Consider the following 21534-nt stretch of genomic DNA (forward strand, 5'->3'; position numbering starts at 1 on the left):
GCGAAGATCATCTGTCTACCCATAGGGGTTTTTGTGTCTACACCTGATGTAAGCAACGAGGCCGGTTCGTCCGCGAACAGCGTCACGGGCAGCAGCCGCGTGAAGCGTGGCATGGCCGAGATGCTCAAGGGCGGCGTCATCATGGACGTCGTCAACGTCGAGCAGGCCCGCATCGCCGAAGACGCCGGTGCCGTGGCAGTCATGGCGCTGGAGCGTGTTCCGGCCGATATCCGCGCGCAGGGCGGCGTGTCCCGCATGTCCGATCCCGACATGATCGACCAGATCATTGACGCCGTGTCCATCCCGGTGATGGCCAAGGCCCGCATCGGCCACTTCGTCGAGGCCCAGGTCCTGCAGTCCCTGGGTGTCGACTACATCGACGAGTCCGAGGTCCTGACCCCGGCCGACTACGTCAACCACATCGACAAGTGGAACTTCAAGGTTCCCTTCGTCTGCGGTGCAACCAACCTCGGTGAGGCCCTGCGCCGCATCAACGAGGGCGCGGCCATGATCCGCTCCAAGGGCGAAGCCGGCACCGGCGACGTCTCCAACGCCACCGGCCACATGCGCAAGATCCGCTCGGAGATCGCCCGGCTGTCCTCCCTGCCCGAGGACGAGCTGTACGTCGCCGCCAAGGAACTGCAGGCCCCGTACGAACTGGTCAAGGAAGTCGCCGCGGCCGGCAAGCTGCCCGTTGTCCTGTTCACCGCCGGCGGCATCGCCACCCCCGCTGACGCTGCCATGATGATGCAGCTCGGCGCCGACGGCGTGTTCGTCGGCTCCGGCATCTTCAAGTCCGGCAACCCCGCCCAGCGCGCCGCCGCCGTTGTGAAGGCCACTACCTTCTTCGACGACCCCGACGTCATCGCCAAGGCCTCCCGCGGGCTCGGCGAAGCCATGGTGGGCATCAACGTCGACGAAATCCCCCAGCCCCACCGCCTCGCAGAACGCGGCTGGTAATTCCCTCCTCGCCTAGGTAATGACGACGCCGGTTCCTCACCTCTTTTGGTGGGGACCGGCGTCGTTCTTTTAAGCAGTAGTGGCTATTCCAGGCCGCGGCGCTTCAGCAGCGGGTCCAGGCGCGCTTCGCGGCCCCTCAGGATCCGAAAGGATTCCAGCGGGTCCCGGCTGTTGCCACGGCTGAGCAGCTCCTGCCGGAAGCGTTCGCCGTTGGTTCTGGCCAGGCCGCCGTTTTCCGTGAACCAGTCGACCGTTTCGGCATCCAGCACCTCGCTCCAGATGTAGGAGTAGTAGCCCGCCGCGTATCCGGCGCCGGAGAAGATGTGCTGGAAGTAGCCCGTCCGGTAGCGGGGCGGGATCAGTGGGTGCGAGATCCCCGCCGCAGCCAGGGCCTTCGCCTCAAACTCCAGCGCATCATCCGGAACGTTGCCCGGTTCCAGCGTGTGCCACGCCAGGTCCAGGAGGGCCGCGCCCAGGTACTCGGTGGTGGCAAACCCTTCGCCCCAGAGCCGGGATTCCTCCAGCCGGTCCACCACGTCCTGCGGCAGCGGTTCGCCGGTGACGTGGTGCCGGGCATAGTTGGACAACACCTCCGGCCACATGATCCACATTTCGTTGACCTGCGAGGGGTACTCCACGAAGTCCCGCGGCACGGAGGTGCCGGAGAACCGGGGGTAGGTGACGTTGGAAAACAGGCCGTGCAGCGCGTGGCCGAACTCGTGGAACAGGGTCCGCAGCTCATCCAGGGTGAGGAGTGTCGGTTCGCCTGCCGGCGGCTTGGAAATGTTGAGCGTATTGGTCACCACGGGCAGGGTGCCCAGCAGCCCCGACTGGTCCACGAGCGAGTTCATCCACGCTCCGCCGCGCTTGGATTCACGCGAGTAGTAGTCGCCGAGGAAGAGCCCCAGCCCGGTTCCGTCACCATCCCGGACTTCCCAGATCCGGACATCCGGGTGGTAGGCCTTGAGGTCGGGCCGCTCGTGGAAAGTGATCCCGTACAGCGCGGTGGCGGCAAAGAACACTCCATCCGTGATGACCCGGTCCAGCTCGAAGTACGGACGCAGTGCCTGTTCATTAACGTCGTATTTTTCGCGCCGCACCTTTGCCGAATAGTAGGCCCAATCCCAGGCTTCCAGTGGATGCCCTGCGACGTCCGCAAGGGCCGCGGCCTCGGCGTCGGCGTTGCGGACAGCCGCCGGCGCCACCCGGCCCAGCATCGTTTGCACTGCCTCGAAATCCGGCGCCGTCTGTCGGTCGGCCACAAGTTCGGCGTAGTTCGCGAAACCCAGCAGTTGGGCCTTTTCGGCCCGCAACCCGGCCATGTCCCTGGCGAGATCCAGGACATCCAGGTGTCCGCCTCCACTGCCCCTTCCCACGGATGCCTCGAACAGGCGACGGCGGACGTCCCGGTTCTCGAGCGAGGCCAAGGCAGGCTGATTGCCGGGCTGGATCAGCGTGACCAAGTACTTGCCCCCGTGCCCGGCGGCGCGGGCTGCCTCAGCGGCACTGGCGACGTCGTCAGCCGGCAGGCCCGCGAGTTCGGCGGCATCCTCCACCAGCAGCGCCGCGGATTTCATCCCCTTCTTGACCCGCTGGCCGAACTCCGTGCCCAGCCGGGCCAGGTCCGCGTTGATGGCCCGCAGCCGCTCCTGGCCCGGTGCATCGAGCTGGATCCCGGATTGGCGGAACTCCTTGAGGTACTCCTCCACCAGCCGGGCCGACTCAGCCTCCAGGTTGACAGTATCGATGGCGGCGAAGCGCTCGTACAGCGCCTTATTGAGGTACACCTCGTCCTGGTGGGCCGAGAAGCGCGGCGAAAGCCCGGTCTCAAGTTCCCGGATCTCCGCAGAGGCGTCCGCTGACACCAGGGTAAAAAACGCTGCGGCTGCCCTGTTGAGGAGCTGCCCGGAGCGTTCCATGGCCAGGGCCGTATTGTCGAAGGTTGCCGGCTGGGAGTTGCCGGTGATGGCCAGGATCTCGGCCAGGTGGGCTGCCAATCCTTCTTCAATGGCGGCGCCGTACATGTCTGCGCTAAGGGCCTCGAAAGGGGGGAGGCCGTAGGGCAGGGGACTGGCGGCCAGGAGCGGGTTGGTCATGGGCTAAACCTTTCACAGCGGGACGCGCTTCTCAATCACATCCACGTGGGCGTGTGCTCCCAGCGGGCATACCTACAATGGCCGCTAGGGGTCCGGTCCGGACCGCATTCTGTGCGTCCTGCAGGCAGGCGCACGGGATTGGCAGTGATGAAGGGACCTTTGCTCAATGGGCAACCATGGAACGACGCCGGCAGCTGCCTTCCTGGGTATCCCACTCCGATGGATCGGTCCGGGCGCAATAACAGCCGTCGTGGCCGCTTACGCCATTTTCTGGTACCTGGCGCGGCCGGTGGCCGAGCCGCTGCCCAGGCATGTGGGCCAGCTCTTCGGCGGTGAATCCGTACTGCTGTATTCCGTCGCCCTGGTCCTGGTCAGTACCCTCCCGCACGTTGAGCCGGTGTTCGGCGGGATTGACCACGCTGCCATCTGGCACCGCCGGGCGGCCATGACGGCCACTGTCCTGTTGCTGCCGCACATAGAGCTCGCGTCCAACCCGGAGGCAACAAGCGTGGGAAAGACGCTGGCGGTGGTGGCCATTTCCGGCCTGGCCGCCCTGGTGGTGTGGGCGGTGCTGCCGCGTTGGCGGACCATGCTGCCCGCCCCGGCAAGGCGTCTGGTTGTAGCGGCGCTGCAGGCACAAGGTGTCCGCCTGGTGGTACGGCTGCTGGGGGGCTATGAACGCTGGCGCGGCTTCCACCGCCTCACAGGGCTGTTCGTTGCTGCCGGCTTCCTGCACGGATTGTTCGATGCCAGCGCGTTTGAGGCGGCGCCGGGCCTGCGGTGGAGTTACGTGGCAATCGGCGGAACCGGGTTGGCGTTCTACGTATACCGGGAGCTGCTGGCGAGGCGGTTCCTGCCCCATCATGACTACCAGGTTGCCGGTGTCCGCCCGGTTGCCGCGGACCTGGTGGAAGTGGCGCTCCGGCCATTGGGCCGTCCGCTGGAGTTCAAACCCGGGCAGTTCGCCATGGTCTACCTTGAAACGGCGGACGGCTGGCAGCGGCACCCTTTTTCAATCTCGGGTCCCGCACCGGAAGGTGGTATAAGCATCACGGTGAAAGCGCTGGGCGACCACACCTCGCGGCTTTCCGACGTTGTCCAGGCGGGAATGCCTGCTGTGGTGGGCGGCCCCTACGGCCGCTTTGACCGGCACAAGGGCACTGCCCACCAGGTCTGGATCGCCGGCGGCGTGGGGATCACGCCCTTCCTCAGCTGGGTCCGGTCGCTGGAAGCAGCGGGCGGGGACCTGCCTGAGGAGGTGCACTTCTTCGTCACGTCGGCCGGCCCTTCGCCGTTTGCCGAAGAGATCCTCGCCATCGCCAGGAACCACCCGAGGCTCCACATCCATGTGGTTGACACCGAAACGGACGGGCGGCTGACTCCGCAAGCGGTCATTGCGGCGGTGGACACGGAACCACGGATGCTGTCCGTCTTCATGGGAGGACCCGATGCCATGCTGCGGCAGTTCCGCAGGGCATTCCGGGCAGCGGGTGTCCGCCGGGCCAATATCCACCGGGAGTACTTCCAGTGGCGGTGATCCAGGTGGTCGCAGCCTAGCGGGGCCGGCGGCCGGCGTGCTCCCTCGCCAGGGCCGCATAGGTGTCGTCAGGGCTGCCGGGGGAGAAGCTGCCGAATTTGCGCTCCGCGGCGGTGCGGATGAGGAAGTCGGCGATGGCCGGGTTCTTGGGAAGCAGCGAACCGTGCAGGTAGCTGGCCACGATGTTGCGGTACCGCGCCCCTTCCTGGCCGTCGTTGCTGTTGTTCCCGGTCCCCTTGGCCACGGTTCCCAGCGGGCGCACGCCGCTGCCCAGCGTGGTCTGCCCGCTGTGGTTTTCGTAGCCGAGCACCTCGCCGAATTCGGTGGTTGAGACCTTGACGTTCCCGATCAGGCGCTCATCCGTGCCGTGCGTTTCCACGTCCAGGACGCTGATGCCCGGAATGACGGCGCCGGTGCGTGTCTTGAAGAACCTGCCAAAAAGCTGGTACAGGCCGCAGATGACCAGCATGGGTGTGCCGTCCTCGGCCAATTCCTTCAGCCGGCCGGCCCTGGCCTGCAGGTCGTCCTGGATGACCAGCTGCCCGCTGTCCTGCCCGCCGCCGCCGACGATGATGTCCACGTCCTCGGGGAAGGGGTCGCCCACGTTGTACTCGAGCAGTTCGGGCGTGTATCCGTGCCAGGCGATGCGGCGCTGGAGGACCAGGGCATTGCCCCAGTCCCCATAGATGTTCATGTCCCGCGGGTACAACTGGACCACGCGGAGGGTGCCCTTGGACAGGTTGCCGGTTTCCGCTGCTTCTGCCGTACTCATGAGACAACCTCCACGGTGGTGACTTTGGACAGCTCGCGGCGGATGGCGAGCATGGCGGTGTAGGTGCAGAAGATCCGCTTGGGTTTGCCCTGGCCTTCCCGGATGAAGGCGGCAAGGGCGGCTGGAATGTCGGTGTCCACGGCGCCCACCGGGACTTCGTCGTACTGCAGGCGCAGTGCCATGTCGTAGGCGCGCGACCCCGTCAGCAGGTCCACCCCGCCTTCGCGAAGCGAATCGAATTCCACATCCCACAGCCAGGACATGTCCCGGCCGTCGGCGTAGTTGTCGTTGATCGCGATCATGGTGGCGTAGCCGCTTGCGGGGAAGGACTTCAGCCCCAGCCGGAAGCCGCTGGGGTTCTTGACCAGTACCAGGTCCAGGGGCTGGCCGCCGACGGTGAGGCTTTCCCCGCGGCCGAAGGCGGGCGCCACCTGGGACAGCGCCTGCAGCAGGGTTTCGTGGTTCGCCGTGGCGGCGCCGCCGCCGCAAATGCTGCGGGCAAGGGTGAGGGCCGCGGCCGCATTGAAGATGTTGTACACGCCGCGCAGCTTCATCGCCGTGGTGACCGTACCGCCGTCGTACTCAAATTCGGCGCTGTCCGCGCCCACCCTGCGGAGCACGACGTCGGCCTGCGGCTTTGCGGGCAGGGCCGCCGGGGCGGGGCTGCCCGGAGCGGCGCGCATGTCATCGTCGTTGGGGAAGGTGCCCAGCAGGGAATCGTCAAGGCCGAAGTACTTGACGTCCTGGCCGGTCAGCGTATCCGCGATCCTGGCAACCCGCGGGTCCTCGCGGTTCAGGACCACCGTTCCGGTGGTCTTGGCGGCGATGTGCTGCAGGAGTTGTGCGGTCTTGTCGATCTCGCCAAAACGGTCCAGCTGGTCGCGAAGCACATTGAGCAGGAGGCAATAGCGGGGCGGGACACTGTTGACGAAATGCACGGCGTGGGCCTCGTCAAGTTCCAGGACCGCAATGTCTGCGTCCAGCCTGCCGCGCCAATCGACCTCGCCGAGGAGGGCTGCGGCCACACCCCTGGTGAAGTTGCTGCCCGTCCGGTTGGTGAACACCTTCAGGCCCTGGCTTTCCAGCAGTTCAACCACCATTTTGGTGGTGGTGGTCTTGCCGTTGGTACCGCTGACCACTGCCACGCCGTGGGGCAGGGTGGTGAGTGTCCGGCGCATGAAGCCGGGGTCGATTTTCTCCACCACCAGGCCTGGAAGTGCGGAGCCGCCGCCGCGCAGCCGGGATACCCTGCGGACCAGCTTGCCGAGCGGAACAGTGAAGAAGACCATGTTCCGAATATATCCCAGCAGCGGCATGCAACCCTTTACGGCGGCCTCCTGCCGGCAGCAGCCGGAGTGCCGGGACCGTATGCTGGAAGGATGACAAACCCCCCTTCTGCTGATCCTGCGCGCGTGGGCTCGGGCCTGCGGATTGGCGTCCTGGCCCTCCAGGGAGACTTCCGCGAGCACCTGCGCGCCGCGGAAGCCGCCGGCGCACAGGGCATCGCTGTCCGCCGGCCGGCTGAGCTGGATGGCCTGGACGGCCTCATCATTCCCGGCGGCGAATCCACCACCATCGACAAACTGGCGCGCGCCTTCGACCTCGCCGACCCCCTGCGCAAATACATTGCCGAGGGCCTTCCCGTCTATGGCTCCTGCGCGGGAATGATCCTGCTCGCGGCGGACATCGCCGATCCCGCCACGGACCTTTCCGGGGCCCCGCAGCAGACCTTTGGGGGCCTGGACATCACCGTCCGCCGCAACGCTTTTGGCCGGCAGCGGGAGTCCTTCGAAACGGATCTGGACTTTAAGGGACTGGATTTCAGCGCCACCGCATCGGGTGTGGAACCCGTGCACGCCGTCTTCATCCGCGGCCCCTGGGTGGAGCGGGCCGGGCCGGGCGTGGAGGTCCTGGCCCAGGTGGAACCGGCGGACCCCGGACAGGCGTCGCACGCCGTATCGCTGCCCGGGGCGGCTAGAATTGTCGCAGTGCGTTCCGGCCAGCTGCTGGCCACCTCCTTCCATCCGGAAGTGACCGGCGAAAAACGCGTACATGAACTTTTTATCCGAATGATCAGAGGAGAAGCGTAAAGCCATGTCAGGCCACTCCAAATGGGCAACGACCAAGCACAAAAAGGCGATCATTGACAGCCGCCGCGCCAAGTCGTTCGCCAAGCTGATCAAGAACATCGAAGTTGCCGCCCGCATGGGCGGACCGGACCTCGCCGGCAACCCCGGCCTGGAACTTGCCGTGACCAAGGCCAAGAAGACCTCGGTGCCCAACGACAACATTGACCGCGCCATCAAGCGCGGCGCCGGCCTGACCGGCGAAGTGGTGGACTACACCGAAATCATGTACGAGGCCCGGGGCCCCCAGGGCTCTGCCCTGCTGATTGAGTGCCTCACCGACAACAAGAACCGGGCGGCCTCCGAAGTCCGCCTGGCCATTTCCCGCAATGGCGGAACCATCGCCGACCCCGGCTCGGTCAGCTACCTCTTCACCCGCAAGGGCGTGGTGAACCTCCCCAAGAACGGCCTGAGCGAGGACGACGTCCTGATGGCCGTCCTGGATGCGGGCGCGGAGGAAGTCAAGGACAACGGCGAGACCTTCGAGATCCACTCGGAACCGGGTGACCTCCAGGCCATCCGTGAAGCGCTGGCGGAGGCCGGCATTGAATACGACACGGATGAAGTTGAGTTCGTTCCCTCCATGCAGGTGGAACTGGATGTCGACGGCGCCCGGAAGTTCCTGAAGCTGGCAGACGCGCTGGAGGAACTCGACGACGTGCAGAATGTCTACAGCAACGCCGACCTCAGCGACGAAGTCCAGGCCGCCCTGGAATCAGAGTGACGTCCGGCCTTGTCAGCTAGACCACCACGCGAGGCCCGCCCCGGTCTGCCGGCCGCGGCGGGCCGGAAGTGACGCTCCGCGTCCTTGGCGTTGACCCCGGACTCACCCGGTGCGGGATCGGCGTGGTGGATGTTGAACGCAACCGCCGGGCCAGCATGGTGGCGGTAGGCGTGGTGGGCACCTCCCCGGACGAAACCCTTGACCGGCGCCTGTTGGTGATTGCCACGGCCATCGACGAGTGGCTGGACCGTTACGAACCGGAGGTCCTCGCCGTCGAACGTGTCTTCTCGCAGCTCAACGTCAGCACGGTGATGGGTGTGGCCCAGGCGTCCGGGGTGGTGATCGCGGCGGCGGCGCGCCGGGGCATACCGGTGGCTCTGCATACGCCGTCCGAAGTCAAAGCGGCGGTGACCGGGAGCGGAACCTCGAACAAGGATGCCGTGACCAAGCTGGTGACCAAGATCCTCCGCCTTGACGCCCCGCCACGGCCGGCTGACGCTGCCGATGCGCTGGCACTGGCCATCACCCACGCGTGGCGGGCCGGGAGCGGGGCCGCGGTGGCCACTACCGGTCCCGGCAGTTCGGCCCTGACGCCGGCCCAGCGGGCTTGGGCGGAAGCAGAGGCAAAAGCGCGCCGTGCACGGTGATTGTCCCTGCCGCTTGCTAGGGTATTCGTAGATATGTTCGGATAGCCGGGTTCTCAGTTACGAGGCCGGCGGTACAACGGGAGCCCGGCTTTGATCAGTTTCCTCCGCGGAACCGTAGCGCACGTAGGCCTGTCCACGGCCGTGATAGACCTCAACGGTGCCGGGATGAGCGTCAACGCCACACCGCAGACGCTCAGCCGGCTGCGCGTGGGCGACGAGGGCCAGCTGTTCACGTCCTTGATTGTCCGGGAGGACTCGCTGACGCTCTTCGGCTTCTCTTCCGACGACGAACGCGAAGTTTTCGACGTCCTGCTCAGTGTCAGCGGGGTGGGCCCCCGGCTGGCCCTCGCAGTGCTGGCCGTCCACGATCCCGAGGCAGTCCGGGTGGCGGCGCATACCGGGGACAGCAAGACCTTCACCAAGGTTCCCGGAATCGGACCCAAGGTGGCGGGGCGGATCGTGCTGGAGCTGGCCGGAAAGCTCTTCCCGCACGGAACCCCTGCAGCCGCGGGTGCGGCCACCCCGGCCGAAGCCTCCTGGAAGCCCCAGGTGGTGGCCGCCATGACCAGCCTGGGCTGGTCCGAAAAAGACGCCTCTGCAAGCATCGACAAGGCCCTCGCCGATGATCCTGAAGTATCGTTCCGCGGCAACGTGCCGGAAATCCTGCGGACCACGCTTCGGTGGCTGGGACAGGACGGGGCCCGGGCCGGCAACCGCGTAGGCACCCGTGGCTGAACCGTCACTGGTTGCGGCGGGGGAGGAGCCGGAGGAGCGGGCCATCGAGGCGGCCCTGCGGCCCAAGAACCTTGATGACTTCGTAGGCCAGCACCGGGTGCGGAAGCAACTCTCGCTGGTGCTGCAGGCTTCCCGGATGCGTGGACGTACCGCGGACCACGTCCTGTTTTCCGGTCCGCCGGGCCTGGGCAAGACCACACTCGCCATGATTGTGGCCGCGGAAATGAACGCTCCCTTGCGCCTCAGCAGCGGTCCGGCCATCCAGCATGCCGGAGACCTCGCCGCCATCCTGTCCTCGCTGTCAGAGGGCGAGGTCCTGTTCCTCGACGAGATCCACCGCATGTCGCGGCCCGCCGAGGAAATGCTGTACATGGCCATGGAGGACTTCCGCGTCGACATCGTGGTGGGCAAGGGCGCCGGTGCCACCGCCATCCCATTGGAGCTGCCGCCGTTCACCCTGGTGGGTGCCACCACCCGTGCCGGGCTGCTCCCGGGCCCGCTGCGCGACCGGTTCGGCTTCACCGGGCACCTCGAGTTCTACTCCGTAGCGGAGCTCGAACTGGTCCTCCGACGGTCTGCCGGGCTGCTGGACCTCAAGGTCAACTCCGCAGGATTCGCCGAGATCGCCGGCCGTTCCCGGGGCACCCCCCGCATCGCCAACCGCCTGCTGCGCCGGGTCCGCGACTGGGCGCTGGTGCACGGAGTCGAGCAAATCGACGCCAGGACCGCATCCGCCGCCCTCGACATGTATGAAGTGGACAAGAAAGGGCTGGACCGGCTGGACCGCGCCGTCCTCGACGCCCTGATCACCAAGTTCGGCGGCGGTCCCGTGGGACTGTCCACCCTTGCCATCGCGGTGGGTGAGGAAACCGAAACGGTGGAGACGGTGGCGGAGCCTTTCCTGGTCCGCGAAGGCCTGCTGGGACGTACGCCGCGGGGCAGGATTGCCATGGCGCCGGCGTGGACCCACCTGGGGTATGCCATCCCGTCCGGCGTCTTCGCTCAGGAGCAGCTGGACCTGTTCGAGCCGGGCGGGGACCCCGAAGCAGCCGGGGACTGGGCCCCGGAGAGCCAATAGCAGGCTCTGTTCAGCTTTTCCCTTTAGACTGGTATGACGCCCGGCACGCTCGGGTCTTTGTTTCGCGGGTGGCCCTGACGCCCCCGTCGCTTGGGGAAGGACATGTCAGGCGTTCTGCCTGCGGAGCCAACCACCCCGGCCGAAGCGAGGCCGACGTCGCTGGAAAACCAGCAGCACCACGCAAAAGAACGGAATTCCCCTTGGATCCAATGTCAATTCTCCTGTTCGTCATGCTCGGCGTGTTCATCTTCATGATGTTCCGCCGCAACAAGAAGACGCAGCAGCAGCAGGCAGAGCTCCAGTCGAAGTTTGGCCCGGGCGTGGAGGTCATGACCAGCTTTGGCCTTTTCGGCCGGATCGTGGACATCGACGACGCCGACAACAAGGTCACCCTTGAACTTTCCCCCGGCAACCTGGCCACCGTCCACCGCCAGGCGGTCACCAAGGTCGTCGAGCCTGCCGCGGAGGCCGCTGCCGAGCCCGCCGCTGCTTCGCCGGTAGTGCCGGACGACGCATCATCCCTGACCGCCCCGGAAGCCGGGAGCACCTCCACAGGTACCGAGACCCCGGACGAAACCCTGAAGCGCCTCAACGACGAGGGCAAGAAGGACAGCTAGGCCCGCTGGCCGCTTCCTCCCTCTACCGCTGCGGATCGCCGCCGGCGCAGGTAACAACCCGCGCCGGCGGTTCTTCCGCGAATAAGAGAAAGATCGACAATGGCACGAACTGGCCGCAAGAAACCAGGGCTCCGCGTCCTGGTCTGGCTTGGCGTACTCCTGGCTGCGCTGACCGCCGTCCTGGCAGGCGGCACCGTCGCGGGGCAGGCCAGCTGGGCCCCCAAACTGGCGCTGGACCTCGAGGGCGGTACCCAGATGATCCTGGCGCCCAAGGTGGAGGGCGGTTCGGACATCAACGAACAGCAGCTCAACCAGGCCGTAGCGATCATCCGGCAGCGCGTTGACGGCTCCGGCGTGTCCGAAGCTGAGATCAGCACCCAGTCCGGGCGCAACGTGGTGGTCAGCCTTCCCGGCACGCCCTCTGCGGAAACCCGGAACCTGATCCAGGCGTCCGCGGACATGAATTTCCGTCCCGTCCTCCTCAACGGAGATGGCGCCGCGGTGCCGCCGGAGCAACAGACACCTGAGGACCAGCTGCCCAAGCCGACGGCCGCTCCGGCCAACAGCAGCGATACCAACTGGATCACTCCCGAGATCTACAAGCAGTTCGAAGCACTTGACTGCAACAGCGCCCCCGAGAAGTCCCAGCGCTCCGATCCCACCAAGCCGCTCGTGACCTGCGAGCCTGCTACTGACAAGTCCCCGGCGATCAAATACATCCTTGGCCCGGTAGAGGTCAAGGGGACGAACATTGTTACCTCGTCCTTCCAACTGCAGCAGGGTGCGCAGGGCGCCGTCACAAATGATTGGGCCGTCAACATCCAGTTCGACGCTGACGGCACGGCCAAGTTCAAGGACGTCACCCAGCGCCTGAACCAGTTCTACGTGGCCGCCGGCGGCGAGTCCGGCACCGACCCCAAGTCCCAGTTCGCCATTGTGCTGGACGACCAGGTCATTTCCGCCCCGCGATCGCTGGCTGTGATCACCGACGGGCGTCCGCAAATCACCGGCGGCTTCACCGAGCAGACGGCCAAGGCGCTGTCCGACCAGCTGAAGTTCGGTGCCCTTCCCATCAGTTTCGACATCCAGAGCGAACAGCAGATCTCCGCGACACTGGGTGGTGAACAGTTGCGCATGGGCCTGCTGGCCGGCCTCATCGGGCTCCTGCTCGTGGTGGTCTACTCGCTGTTCCAGTACCGCGCCCTGGGTTTCGTCACCATTGCCTCGCTGGTGGTGGCCGGCGCCCTGACGTACCTGGCCATCGCGATCCTGGGCTGGACGGAGAACTACCGGCTGTCCCTGGCAGGCGTTGCCGGCATCATCGTGGCCATCGGCCAGACGGCCGACTCCTTCATCGTCTACTTTGAGCGCATCCGCGATGAACTGCGCGAAGGGCGCGGCCTGGTGTCCGCCGTCGAAAACGGCTGGAAGCGCGCCAAACGGACGGTTCTTGCCTCCAAGGCCGTCAACCTCCTGGCCGCCCTGGTCCTGTACTTCGTGGCCGTGGGCAACGTCCGCGGCTTTGCGTTCACGCTGGGCCTGACGGCCATCGCCGACCTCATCGTGGTGTTCATGTTCACCCACCCCACGCTGCAGCTGCTGGCCCGAACCCGCTTCTTCGGTGAAGGCCACAAGTTCTCCGGCCTGGACCCCGAACGGCTGGGCGCCGTACCGCTGTACCGCGGCGCAGGGCGTGTCCGTACTCCCGAAGACAGGCCTGTGGTGGTCCGGACCAAGAACACCGGTGCGGCGGCCGAAGCCGAGCGCCGCATGACCATCGCCGAACGGCGCCTGGCTGAGAAGCAGGAACAGCTTGCCGGCTCCTCCAAGACGTCCGCGAAGGAGGACAAGTAATGTCAGGCTTCGCCACATTCGGCAACGAGCTCTACACCGGAAAGCGTTCCTACGACTTCGTAGGGGCCAAGAAGATCTGGTTCATCATCGCCCTGGTTGGAGTGGCGTTGTCCATCATTGTCCCGGTGGCCAAGGGTGGCTTCAACCTCGGTATCGAGTTCCGCGGAGGCTCGGAATTCACGGTATCGAACGTCAAGACCACGGACGCCACAATCGGCGAGAAAGCCGTGACCGATGTTGTGGCCGGCAGTGTTCCCCGCGTGGCCAACGTCGCCGGAAACACCATGCGCATCCAGACGGACAAGCTGACCGACGACGAAACCCTCCGGATCAAGCAGGGCCTCACCGGCGCCTACGGGGTGACTGACAACGAGGTAACCTCAACGTTCGTTGGCCCCACCTGGGGCGCCGACGTGACCAAGCAGGCGCTCATTGGCCTGGTGGTTTTTGTCCTCCTCGCGGCGCTGCTCATGGCCCTCTACTTCCGCACCTGGAAGATGTCCCTCTCGGCGCTTGCCGGCATGGCCGTGACCATGTTCATCACGGCGGGCGTTTATGCCCTCAGCGATTTTGAGGTCACGCCGTCAGCCATCATCGGGTTCCTCACGGTTCTCAGCTACTCGCTGTACGACACAGTGGTGGTCTTCGACAAGATCCGGGAAAACACCTCCGGCATTGATGCCTCCACCCGCCGGACATTCGGTGAGGAGGTCAACCTCGCCGTCAACCAGACCCTGGTGCGCTCCATCAACACCATGATGGTGGCAATCCTCCCCGTGGGTGCCATCCTGTTCATCGGCGCCGGGCTCCTCGGCGCCGGAACCCTCCGCGACCTGTCCCTGGCCCTGTTCGTCGGGATCCTGATCGGCACCGCTGCGACAATCTTCGTCGCAGCCCCGCTGTACGCCTGGCTCCGCCAGGGCGAACCGGACCTGGTCAAGCAGGCACGGCGCGTCGAACAACGGCGCGCGGGCGCGGCGGAACGCGCAGTTCGCGCCTCGCCTGCCAAGGCCTGACCCGCCCCCGACGGCGCCGGCTGCTCCCTCCAGGACCGGGCAACGCAGACTCTGCGTTGCCCGGTCCCCGCGTATGCGGGACCGGTTATAAAAGTCGCTGCCTTGGGGAATAGACTGGGGTAATTAAATGGTGGTGAGGGGTGCTTCATTGGAAGAACGATCGGCGTCGGTGCCTACGGCGGAGGATGAAAAGAATCCTGCCGGTGTACAGGCCGGTATGGCATCCCCGGCGCGCCCTGGATCGTTGGTTCCCGTGGACAACTCTGGTTCACGCGCCACCTTTCCCGGCCGCAGGGAGCGCACCCGGTCCCGGCTTGCCCGCCTGACAGGCCGCGGAACGGCCACGTATTCGCCCATCCTTGAGCCATTGCTGCGGACGGTCCGGGCCAACAATCCCAAAGAGGACTTCGACCTCATCCAGCGCGCCTTCGACGTTGCCGAGCGCAGCCACCGCGGGCAAAAGCGCAAGAGCGGCGACCCGTACATCACGCACCCGGTGGCGGTGGCCACCATCCTGGCCGAGCTCGGCCTCAGCGGCACCACCCTGGCTGCGGCACTGCTGCACGACACTGTCGAGGACACCCCCTATACCCTTGCTGACCTGAAGCGGGACTTTGGCCCGGAAGTGGCAATGCTGGTGGACGGCGTGACCAAACTGGACAAGGTCAGCTTCGGCGAGGCTGCCCAGTCGGAGACTGTCCGCAAAATGGTCGTGGCCATGGCCAAGGACATCCGCGTCCTGATGATCAAGCTCGCGGACCGGTTGCACAACGCCCGCACCTGGCGCTTCGTGTCCGCGGAATCGTCCGCCCGCAAAGCCCGTGAAACCCTGGAAATCTTCGCTCCGCTGGCGCACCGCCTCGGCATGAACACCATCAAGTGGGAGCTGGAGGACCTGTCCTTCGCTGCGCTCTATCCCAAGGTGTACGAGGAAATCGTCAGGATGGTGGGGGACCGGACCCCCGAGCGGGAAAAGAGCCTGGGCGTCATCCGTGACCAGATCACCGAGGATCTGCGCGGCGCCAAAATCAAAGCCACCATTACCGGCCGGCCCAAGCACTACTACTCGATCTACCAAAAGATGATTGTCCGGGACAAGGACTTCGACGACATCAACGACCTCATGGGCGTCCGTGTGCTGGTCGATTCCGTCCGGGACTGTTACGCCGCCCTGGGCATCATGCATTCGCGCTGGAACCCCCTGCCCGGCAGGTTCAAGGACTACATCGCGATGCCCAAATTCAACATGTACCAGTCCCTGCACACCACCGTGATCGGCCCTGGCGGCAAACCGGTGGAGATCCAGATCCGCACCCATGAGATGCACCGCCGGGCCGAGTACGGCGTGGCGGCCCACTGGAAGTACAAGGACCAGCCCAACCGCACCGCGGTGGGCCCCGGAAGCCCCCGCGACGGCGACATGGGATGGCTGCGCTCCCTGGTGGACTGGCAGCAGGAAACGTCCGATCCAGGGGAGTTCCTGGATTCGCTGCGGTTTGAGATCAACGCCCGCGAAGTGTTCGTCTTCACCCCCAAGGGCGAGGTCATGGCGCTGCCCGCCGGTTCTACCCCGGTGGACTTCGCCTACGCCGTGCATACCGAGGTGGGCCACCGCACCATTGGTGCACGGGTCAACGGCAAACTGGTCCCGCTCAACAGCGAACTGAACCACGGCGACTGGGTGGAAATTTTCACCTCCAAGGCAGAAGGGGCAGGACCCAGCCAGGACTGGCAGCACTTCGTCAAGAGCGCCCGTGCCCGCAACAAGATCCGCCAGTGGTTCAGCAAGGAACGCCGCGAAGAAGCGATTGACCGCGGCAAGGAACTGTTGACCCGTGCCATGCGGAAACAGAACCTGCCGCTGCAGCGGTTGATGACCCACGAGGCCCTGGCCGTGGTGGCCGAGGAATTCAAATATGCGGACATCTCCGGCCTGTACGCCGGAGTCGGCGACGGGCACACATCTGCCCAGTCCGTCATGGAAAAGCTCATCGAAAGCCTGGGCGGCAACGAGAGTGCCGATGATGACGTCGAAGAGGTCAGCATTCCCACCCAGGTCACCAAGGCCCGCTTCTCCGACTCCGGTGTGGTGGTCCGCGGCGTTGGTGACGTGTGGGTGAAGCTGGCACGCTGCTGCACGCCCGTTCCCCCCGACCCGATTCTTGGCTTCGTGACCAGGGGTTCAGGTGTCTCCGTGCACCGCACCGACTGCACCAACATCTCGGACCTGAAGGACCAGCCGGACCGGATCGTGGATGTGGACTGGGCGCCCACCCAGTCCAGCGTCTTCCTGGTGGAAATCCAGGTGGAGGCGCTGGACCGCAAGTCATTGCTCTCGGATGTCACACGCGTCCTCTCGGACAACCACGTCAATATCCTTGCTGCCAGCGTCCACACCTCGACGGACCGGGTGGCCATCTCAAAGTTCGCTTTCGAGATGGGCGACCCCAAGTACCTCAGCCACGTCCTCAGCGCCGTCCGCAGGATCGACGGGGTGTTCGACGTCTACCGTACTACCGGAAACAAGCGCCGGAGCTAGCAAAGCCAGCTTCTCCAAGGCAGCCCGCTTGTGCGGAACCCGCGGTGTTGCCTCGATCGCGAGCACCAGGAGCCGCAGCCGCACGTCCTGTTGCGGCCTGGCCAGCAAACCGGTGAGGGCGGGCACGGCACGCTCCGTTTCCACGTGGAGGGCGATGTCGAGGGCAGTCCGCAGGGGGCTGGAAACCATCAGTCCGCCCAGGCTGACCACATCGAACGGTCCGAGCTTCACTTCGTGCAGCGTGCAGCCGCGGGTATTCCGCAGGCTGGAGACGCGCCGCTTGGCATCCACCAGCAGCGCCAGCCTGTCCGGCTCCGCCGCGCAGCCGTAGATCCAGGCGGCCGTCATCCGGCCCGCCACCACACGCTGGCGTATTGCCGCCGGAACAGCCCCTGCCGCAGCCCGTGCCCTCAGCTGCGGGGACGGGGGAAGCCCGGGCAGGGTGTAGCCGTTGTGGTGGAAGCGCGCCAGCAGTCCGTCGGCCGCCAATGATTGGAGTTCGGGGCCGGCGAAGGGCTTCCCTGGTGCATAGAGTTCGGGAAACCGTGGCGGGGCAGCCCCTTCCGTCCCGCCGGTCGGGCATCCCTGCCGCGGGGGCGCCGCGGACACTTCCCGGCCCGGGCCGGCGGAGGATGAACCTGGAGGTGTGGCCATGGCTCCATCCTGCCCGGACCACGATTAACGGGAACAGGCCCGGTCCGGGTTATGTGGATAACCGGTACCGGGCCTGTGGCCTCAGCTCAGGGCTGGAAGGTCAGGACAGCTCGCTTGCTGAACGCTGGATCTGGTCAAGCCAGGCCTGGCGGGCTTCGAGAGCCTCCTGGGCGGCCTTGATCTTGCGCTGGTCGCCGGTCTTTTCGGCATTGGCGAGGTCTTCCTGGAGCCCGGCAATGGCCGATTCCAGCTGCGAGAGCGCGCTGTTGGTGCGTGCCTTCCGCTCCGGGTTGGACCGCTGCCACTGTTCTTCCTCGGCGTGGCGGACGGCATCCTCCACCTTGCGGAGTCCGGCCTCGATCCGGCCCATGTCAGCACGGGGCACCTTGCCGGCGTCTTCCCAGCGGTCGCGGACGGACTGGAGTGCCTTCTTGGCTGCCGCCAGGTCCTTCACCGGCAGGATGCTGTTGGCCTCCGCCAGCAGCTCCTCCTTTACCGTAAGGTTCGCCGCGTACTCCTGGTCGATCTCGTCGTTGGCAGCCTGCCGGGAGGTGAAGAACACGTCCTGTGCGGCGCGGAACCGGGCCCAGAGCGCGTCATCGTCCTTCCGGCTGGCGCGTGGCGATGCCTTCCACTGGTCCATCAGCCGGCGGTATTCGCCGGCGGCGAAGCCCCAGTCCGTTGAGGTGGACAGCGCCTCAGCCTCGGCGATCAGCTTCTCCTTGGCGGCCTTGGCCGCCGAGTTGTTGCTGTCCAGCTGGGAGAAGTAGGCCCGGCGGTGCCTGTCAAAGACGGTACGTGCAGCCCTGAACCGCTTCCACAGCGCATCCTCGTTGCTCCGGCCCAGCCGCACACCGCTCTTCTGGGCAGTTTTCCAGTTCTCAAACAACTCGTTCATCCGGGCGCTGGAGGTCTTCCACTGGGTCTGCGCGGGGTCCTGGCCGGAAATCTGTTCTGCTTCGGCAACAATGGCTTCGCGGGCTGCGAGCTCGGAGGCGCGGACGGCATCGTGTTCGGCCTTCTCCGCTTTCTCCAGCTCGGTGATCTGCCCGGCCAGCTGGTCCAGGCGGGCCTCGGCGGCCCGCAGGTCGCCCACCATGTTGCGTTCGGCGAGCTGTTCACGCAGGTGCGTCACCGTCTTCTGCATGTCGGTGCTGGGAGCCTTGGAACTGACCCGCTGTTCCAGGAGCACAATCTGCGCCACGACGTCGTCGTATTTCCGGGCGAAGTAGATCAGCGCCTCATCGCCGCTCACGCCGGGGTACTGGCCCACGGGGTGTTCGCCGCCGTCGATGGTCAGGTAAACGTGGCCGTCGCCTTCCACGCGGCCCCACTTGGAGGCCTCGGCGACGGACGTGCTGGGTGCGGCGGGGGCCGGTGCGGCAGCGGGGGCAGCGGCGGCCGGCTTGGGGCGCGAAGCAAAGGCAGCGGGTGACGGTGCGGACGGCCGGGGCCCGGGAGCCGGCGCGGCCGCGCCAGCGACGGTGCCCGTGCCGGCCTGGTCTTCGGGCTTTGAAGGACCGTCCGCGGCGGCCTCAACTTCAGCGGTGCCTTCCTCCGAAGCTGTGGCTTCAGGTGTCACGGGTGCCTGCTCGGCATCTGCAGCAGGAAGGGTAGCGTCGTCGGCGGCCGGTGCCGTGGTGTCGCTTGCGCCTGTTGCTGTTTCGTCGGATTTCTGACTGTCTGTCACCGCTAAAAGTCTTTCGCTTGGAGGGAAATACTCACGTACTGCACCGTAGCCCTGCGGGCCCGGCCTACTTCAGAGAAAACGAGTCTATCGTGACTGGTTGTTTTGGCGCTCCGTCCGTGTCGCTGGCACCCGGCGTGATGCCGGCGGCAGCGATGCCGGACACCACATCCAGGCCCGACGTCACCTTGCCCACCACGGTGTAGCCGCCCGCGGCATCTGCCGGAATGGCGGTGTCCTTGTAGACGATGAAGAACTGCGTCCCGTTGCCGTAGGCGTTGTTGCCGGTACGGGCAACGGCAATGGTCCCGGCGGGATACATGTTGTCCGCGGGGGTGTTTTCCAGTGGGCCCCACGTGTAGTTGGGATCGCCCTGGCCGTCGCCGTTGGGCGAACCGCACTGCAGCACGCCGAACTGGTCTGCGGTGGTGAGCCGGTGGCACGTCTTGCCGTTGAAGTAGCCTTCGTCGCTGAGGGACTTGAAGACGGCGGCGGCCTGCGGAGCTTTGGTTCCGTCAACCTCCACGCCCAGGGGACTGCCGTTCAGCATCAATTGCCCGGTGAACGTCTTTCCGGCCGCCGTGTCTGCCGCCGGAATGTTCGGACCGTTGGTTGCCGGAGCCGACGGAGTGGCGGACGCGCTGGCGGAAGCGGACGGCTCTGTCAGCCCCGCCTTGGCTGCCGCATATTCGTCCTCGGTGGGGTTCCCGGCGAACGCGGTGAGTTGAAGGACGACGGCGAGCACCACAGCGGCGGTTCCGGCACCGGCGGCCACGAGGTTGTCCCGTTTCCGCCGCTTCTCCTGGTCGCGCCGGAGCTCACGCTTGGCTTCCATTTGCTGGATGCGCCGTTTCGTTTCGCGGGCACTGCGTGAACTGGCCGCCAAGGGTCCTCCTCATCGTCGGGCTCCTGCGTTCCGCGGGCAGCCGCGGGGCGCAGGAAGTAAAGGGGCCAGGCTGTACGCGCCCGCTGCATTAGAGATGCACACGGATGACGCATAAACTGGCTGCCGCACATAGTTTATGCATGGCTGGCTGTGCTGCCGCCGTACGCCGCCTGGGCGGTGTGGCCGCCGGTGCCGCCGCGCCTTCCATCCCTAAGGAGAACCTTCCCCATGGCACGCACCGCCTCCCTGTCCGGATTCCCCGAGTGGCTTCCAGAGGAGCGGCTGGTGGAGCTGCATGTGCTCGATACCCTGCGCAGGGTCTTTGAGCTCCATGGTTTTGCCTCAATTGAAACCCGCGCCGTGGAGACGGTGGGCCAGCTCCTGCGCAAGGGGGAGATCGACAAGGAAGTCTATGGACTGAGCCGGCTCCAGGAGGACGAGGGCGACAATCCGGTCAAGGGCGGCAAGGCCGACCCCAACGCGCTTGCCCTGCACTTTGACCTGACGGTGCCGTTTGCCCGCTACGTCGTCGAAAACGCCGGTTACCTTGCCTTCCCGTTCCGCCGCTACCAGATCCAGAAGGTGTGGCGCGGCGAGCGGCCCCAGGAGGGCCGGGCCCGTGAATTCACGCAGGCGGACATCGACGTGGTGGGCGACGGCGAGCTTCCGTTCCGTTACGACGTCGAAATTGCGCTGGTCATCGCCGAGGCACTGAGCGCGCTGCCCATCCCGGACTTCCGCCTCCGCATCAACAACCGCAAGCTGGCCGAAGGCTTCTACCGCGGCATCGGCCTTGATGACACCGCTGGGGTGCTGCGCAGCATCGACAAGCTTGAAAAGATCGGTCCCGCCAAGGTGGCGGAACTGCTGAAGGCCGAACTGGGCGCAACCGAAGACCAGGCCGCCAAGGCACTCCAGCTCGCCGCCATCCGCACGGAAGACACGTCCTTCGTGGCGCAGGTCCGGGCCCTCGGCGTCAGCAACGAGCTCCTGGATGAAGGCCTCGACGAACTGGAACAGGTCATCGATGCCGCCGTGCAGCGGGCTCCGGGCAAGGTACTGGCAGACCTCAGCATCGCCCGCGGCCTGGACTACTACACCGGCACCGTAGTGGAAACCGTGCTGGTGGGCCACGAACAGCTGGGTTCCATCTGCTCCGGCGGCCGGTACGACGCCCTGGCGTCCAAGGGCAACCGCAAGTTCCCGGGCGTGGGGTTGTCCATCGGCGTGACCCGCCTGGTGTCGCGCATCCTCAGCCAGGACCTGGCCAAAGCCTCCCGGTCGGTTCCCACCGCCGTGCTGGTGGCCCTGAACCACGACGACAGCTGGGGCGCGGCCCAGGATGTCGCCGCCCTGCTGCGCAGCCGCGGAATTCCCACCGAGGTGGCGGCCAGGGCCGAGAAGTTCGGCAAGCAGATCAAGTTCGCGGACCGCCGGGGGATCCCCTTCGTCTGGTTCACCGACGAGGACGGCACCCACCAGGTCAAGGACATCCGCACCGGTGAACAGGTGCTGGCCGCTCCCGAAACCTGGATGCCGCCCGTCGGGGACCTCACGGTGCAGGTTGAAACCACCTCGCCGGCAGCTGCCTCCGTTTAGCCAGGAC

General features: G+C 66.0%; 18 protein-coding genes. 12 read left to right on the forward strand and 6 right to left on the reverse strand.

Annotation, left to right across the window (positions count from 1 at the left end; translation table 11 throughout):
* The first annotated feature begins 33 nt into the window (after positions 1-33).
* Positions 34-960 carry a pyridoxal 5'-phosphate synthase lyase subunit PdxS gene (gene pdxS, locus NIBR502771_RS14250; RefSeq protein WP_141160317.1) on the forward strand — a complete coding sequence of 309 codons (927 nt, stop codon included), beginning with the start codon at positions 34-36 and terminating at the stop codon, positions 958-960.
* Between the two features lie 83 nt (positions 961-1043).
* Here the strand turns inward: pdxS and NIBR502771_RS14255 are convergent, their stop codons facing one another.
* Positions 1044-3056 (reverse strand): M3 family metallopeptidase, encoded by a 2013-nt coding sequence (locus tag NIBR502771_RS14255; RefSeq protein WP_141160318.1) that lies wholly within the window; start codon positions 3054-3056, stop codon positions 1044-1046.
* Between the two features lie 166 nt (positions 3057-3222).
* Between NIBR502771_RS14255 and NIBR502771_RS14260 the strand changes: the two genes are divergently transcribed.
* The gene (locus NIBR502771_RS14260) at positions 3223-4593 is read left to right on the forward strand and encodes a hypothetical protein (protein ID WP_141160319.1); all 1371 of its coding nucleotides are present in this window, start codon (positions 3223-3225) and stop codon (positions 4591-4593) included.
* Positions 4594-4609: 16 nt separating this feature from the next.
* On the opposite strand, the gene NIBR502771_RS14265 is transcribed toward NIBR502771_RS14260, so the two are convergent.
* Together NIBR502771_RS14265 and NIBR502771_RS14270 are read right to left on the reverse strand one after the other, a co-directional pair.
* Positions 4610-5365, reverse strand: coding sequence for a type 1 glutamine amidotransferase (locus NIBR502771_RS14265; protein WP_141160320.1), 756 nt, complete (start codon positions 5363-5365; stop codon positions 4610-4612).
* Positions 5362-6654 (reverse strand): Mur ligase family protein, encoded by a 1293-nt coding sequence (locus tag NIBR502771_RS14270; RefSeq protein WP_210411226.1) that lies wholly within the window; start codon positions 6652-6654, stop codon positions 5362-5364. The genes NIBR502771_RS14265 and NIBR502771_RS14270 overlap by 4 nt, the downstream gene beginning before the upstream one ends.
* Before the next feature lie 90 nt (positions 6655-6744).
* Between NIBR502771_RS14270 and pdxT the strand changes: the two genes are divergently transcribed.
* The 9 genes from pdxT (at position 6745) to NIBR502771_RS14315 (ending at position 16701) form a co-directional block, all read left to right on the forward strand.
* Entirely contained in the window at positions 6745-7455 is a 711-nt protein-coding gene (gene pdxT, locus NIBR502771_RS14275; protein WP_141160322.1) for a pyridoxal 5'-phosphate synthase glutaminase subunit PdxT, read from the forward strand.
* 4 nt (positions 7456-7459) lie between these two features.
* Positions 7460-8215, forward strand: coding sequence for a YebC/PmpR family DNA-binding transcriptional regulator (locus NIBR502771_RS14280; protein ID WP_141160323.1), 756 nt, complete (start codon positions 7460-7462; stop codon positions 8213-8215).
* A 68-nt stretch (positions 8216-8283) separates the two neighbouring features.
* Positions 8284-8862, forward strand: a complete 579-nt coding sequence (gene ruvC, locus NIBR502771_RS14285; RefSeq protein WP_141160324.1) for a crossover junction endodeoxyribonuclease RuvC — start codon at positions 8284-8286, stop codon at positions 8860-8862.
* Positions 8863-8952: 90 nt separating this feature from the next.
* Positions 8953-9597, forward strand: a complete 645-nt coding sequence (ruvA, locus tag NIBR502771_RS14290) for a Holliday junction branch migration protein RuvA (protein ID WP_141160325.1) — start codon at positions 8953-8955, stop codon at positions 9595-9597.
* Positions 9590-10675, forward strand: a complete 1086-nt coding sequence (gene ruvB / locus NIBR502771_RS14295) for a Holliday junction branch migration DNA helicase RuvB (protein ID WP_141160326.1) — start codon at positions 9590-9592, stop codon at positions 10673-10675. Before ruvA ends, ruvB begins: the two co-directional genes overlap by 8 nt.
* A 209-nt stretch (positions 10676-10884) precedes the next feature.
* Positions 10885-11292, forward strand: coding sequence for a preprotein translocase subunit YajC (gene yajC / locus NIBR502771_RS14300; RefSeq protein ID WP_141160327.1), 408 nt, complete (start codon positions 10885-10887; stop codon positions 11290-11292).
* A gap of 99 nt (positions 11293-11391) precedes the next feature.
* A complete protein-coding gene (secD, locus tag NIBR502771_RS14305) occupies positions 11392-13146 on the forward strand; it encodes a protein translocase subunit SecD (protein WP_141160328.1) in 1755 nt (584 codons plus the stop codon).
* A complete protein-coding gene (secF, locus tag NIBR502771_RS14310; protein WP_141160329.1) occupies positions 13146-14162 on the forward strand; it encodes a protein translocase subunit SecF in 1017 nt (338 codons plus the stop codon). Before secD ends, secF begins: the two co-directional genes overlap by 1 nt.
* A 148-nt stretch (positions 14163-14310) precedes the next feature.
* Positions 14311-16701: a bifunctional (p)ppGpp synthetase/guanosine-3',5'-bis(diphosphate) 3'-pyrophosphohydrolase gene (locus NIBR502771_RS14315; RefSeq protein WP_141160330.1), complete on the forward strand. Its 2391-nt coding sequence runs from the start codon at positions 14311-14313 to the stop codon at positions 16699-16701.
* Here NIBR502771_RS14315 and NIBR502771_RS14320 read toward each other — a convergent pair.
* The 3 genes from NIBR502771_RS14320 to NIBR502771_RS14330 form a co-directional block, all read right to left on the reverse strand.
* On the reverse strand, positions 16582-17355 hold the full coding sequence (locus tag NIBR502771_RS14320; protein ID WP_141160331.1) for a type IV toxin-antitoxin system AbiEi family antitoxin: 774 nt from the start codon (positions 17353-17355) through the stop codon (positions 16582-16584). The two genes, NIBR502771_RS14315 and NIBR502771_RS14320, sit on opposite strands and share 120 nt — an antisense overlap.
* Positions 17356-17455: 100 nt before the next feature.
* Positions 17456-19045, reverse strand: a complete 1590-nt coding sequence (locus tag NIBR502771_RS14325) for a DUF349 domain-containing protein (protein ID WP_141160332.1) — start codon at positions 19043-19045, stop codon at positions 17456-17458.
* A gap of 64 nt (positions 19046-19109) precedes the next feature.
* The gene (locus tag NIBR502771_RS14330) at positions 19110-19928 is read right to left on the reverse strand and encodes a peptidylprolyl isomerase (protein WP_141160333.1); all 819 of its coding nucleotides are present in this window, start codon (positions 19926-19928) and stop codon (positions 19110-19112) included.
* 228 nt (positions 19929-20156) lie between these two features.
* Between NIBR502771_RS14330 and hisS the strand changes: the two genes are divergently transcribed.
* A complete protein-coding gene (gene hisS, locus NIBR502771_RS14335; RefSeq protein WP_141160334.1) occupies positions 20157-21527 on the forward strand; it encodes a histidine--tRNA ligase in 1371 nt (456 codons plus the stop codon).
* Positions 21528-21534: the final 7 nt, after the last annotated feature.

Origin of the sequence: Pseudarthrobacter sp. NIBRBAC000502771 (genome assembly GCF_006517215.1) — a bacterium.
GTDB classification, from domain to species: Bacteria; Actinomycetota; Actinomycetes; order Actinomycetales; family Micrococcaceae; genus Arthrobacter; species Arthrobacter niigatensis.

Bases quoted from the DNA above. Each gene is read 5' to 3' on its own strand.
- NIBR502771_RS14255 (WP_141160318.1), bottom strand. From the start codon at position 3,056: ATGACCAACCCGCTCCTGGCCGCCAGTCCCCTGCCCTACGGCCTCCCC.
- NIBR502771_RS14260 (WP_141160319.1), top strand. From the start codon at position 3,223: ATGGGCAACCATGGAACGACGCCGGCAGCTGCCTTCCTGGGTATCCCA.
- NIBR502771_RS14265 (WP_141160320.1), bottom strand. From the start codon at position 5,365: ATGAGTACGGCAGAAGCAGCGGAAACCGGCAACCTGTCCAAGGGCACC.
- NIBR502771_RS14270 (WP_210411226.1), bottom strand. From the start codon at position 6,654: ATGGTCTTCTTCACTGTTCCGCTCGGCAAGCTGGTCCGCAGGGTATCC.
- pdxT (WP_141160322.1), top strand. From the start codon at position 6,745: ATGACAAACCCCCCTTCTGCTGATCCTGCGCGCGTGGGCTCGGGCCTG.
- NIBR502771_RS14280 (WP_141160323.1), top strand. From the start codon at position 7,460: ATGTCAGGCCACTCCAAATGGGCAACGACCAAGCACAAAAAGGCGATC.
- yajC (WP_141160327.1), top strand. From the start codon at position 10,885: ATGTCAATTCTCCTGTTCGTCATGCTCGGCGTGTTCATCTTCATGATG.
- secD (WP_141160328.1), top strand. From the start codon at position 11,392: ATGGCACGAACTGGCCGCAAGAAACCAGGGCTCCGCGTCCTGGTCTGG.
- secF (WP_141160329.1), top strand. From the start codon at position 13,146: ATGTCAGGCTTCGCCACATTCGGCAACGAGCTCTACACCGGAAAGCGT.
- NIBR502771_RS14320 (WP_141160331.1), bottom strand. From the start codon at position 17,355: ATGGCCACACCTCCAGGTTCATCCTCCGCCGGCCCGGGCCGGGAAGTG.
- hisS (WP_141160334.1), top strand. From the start codon at position 20,157: ATGGCACGCACCGCCTCCCTGTCCGGATTCCCCGAGTGGCTTCCAGAG.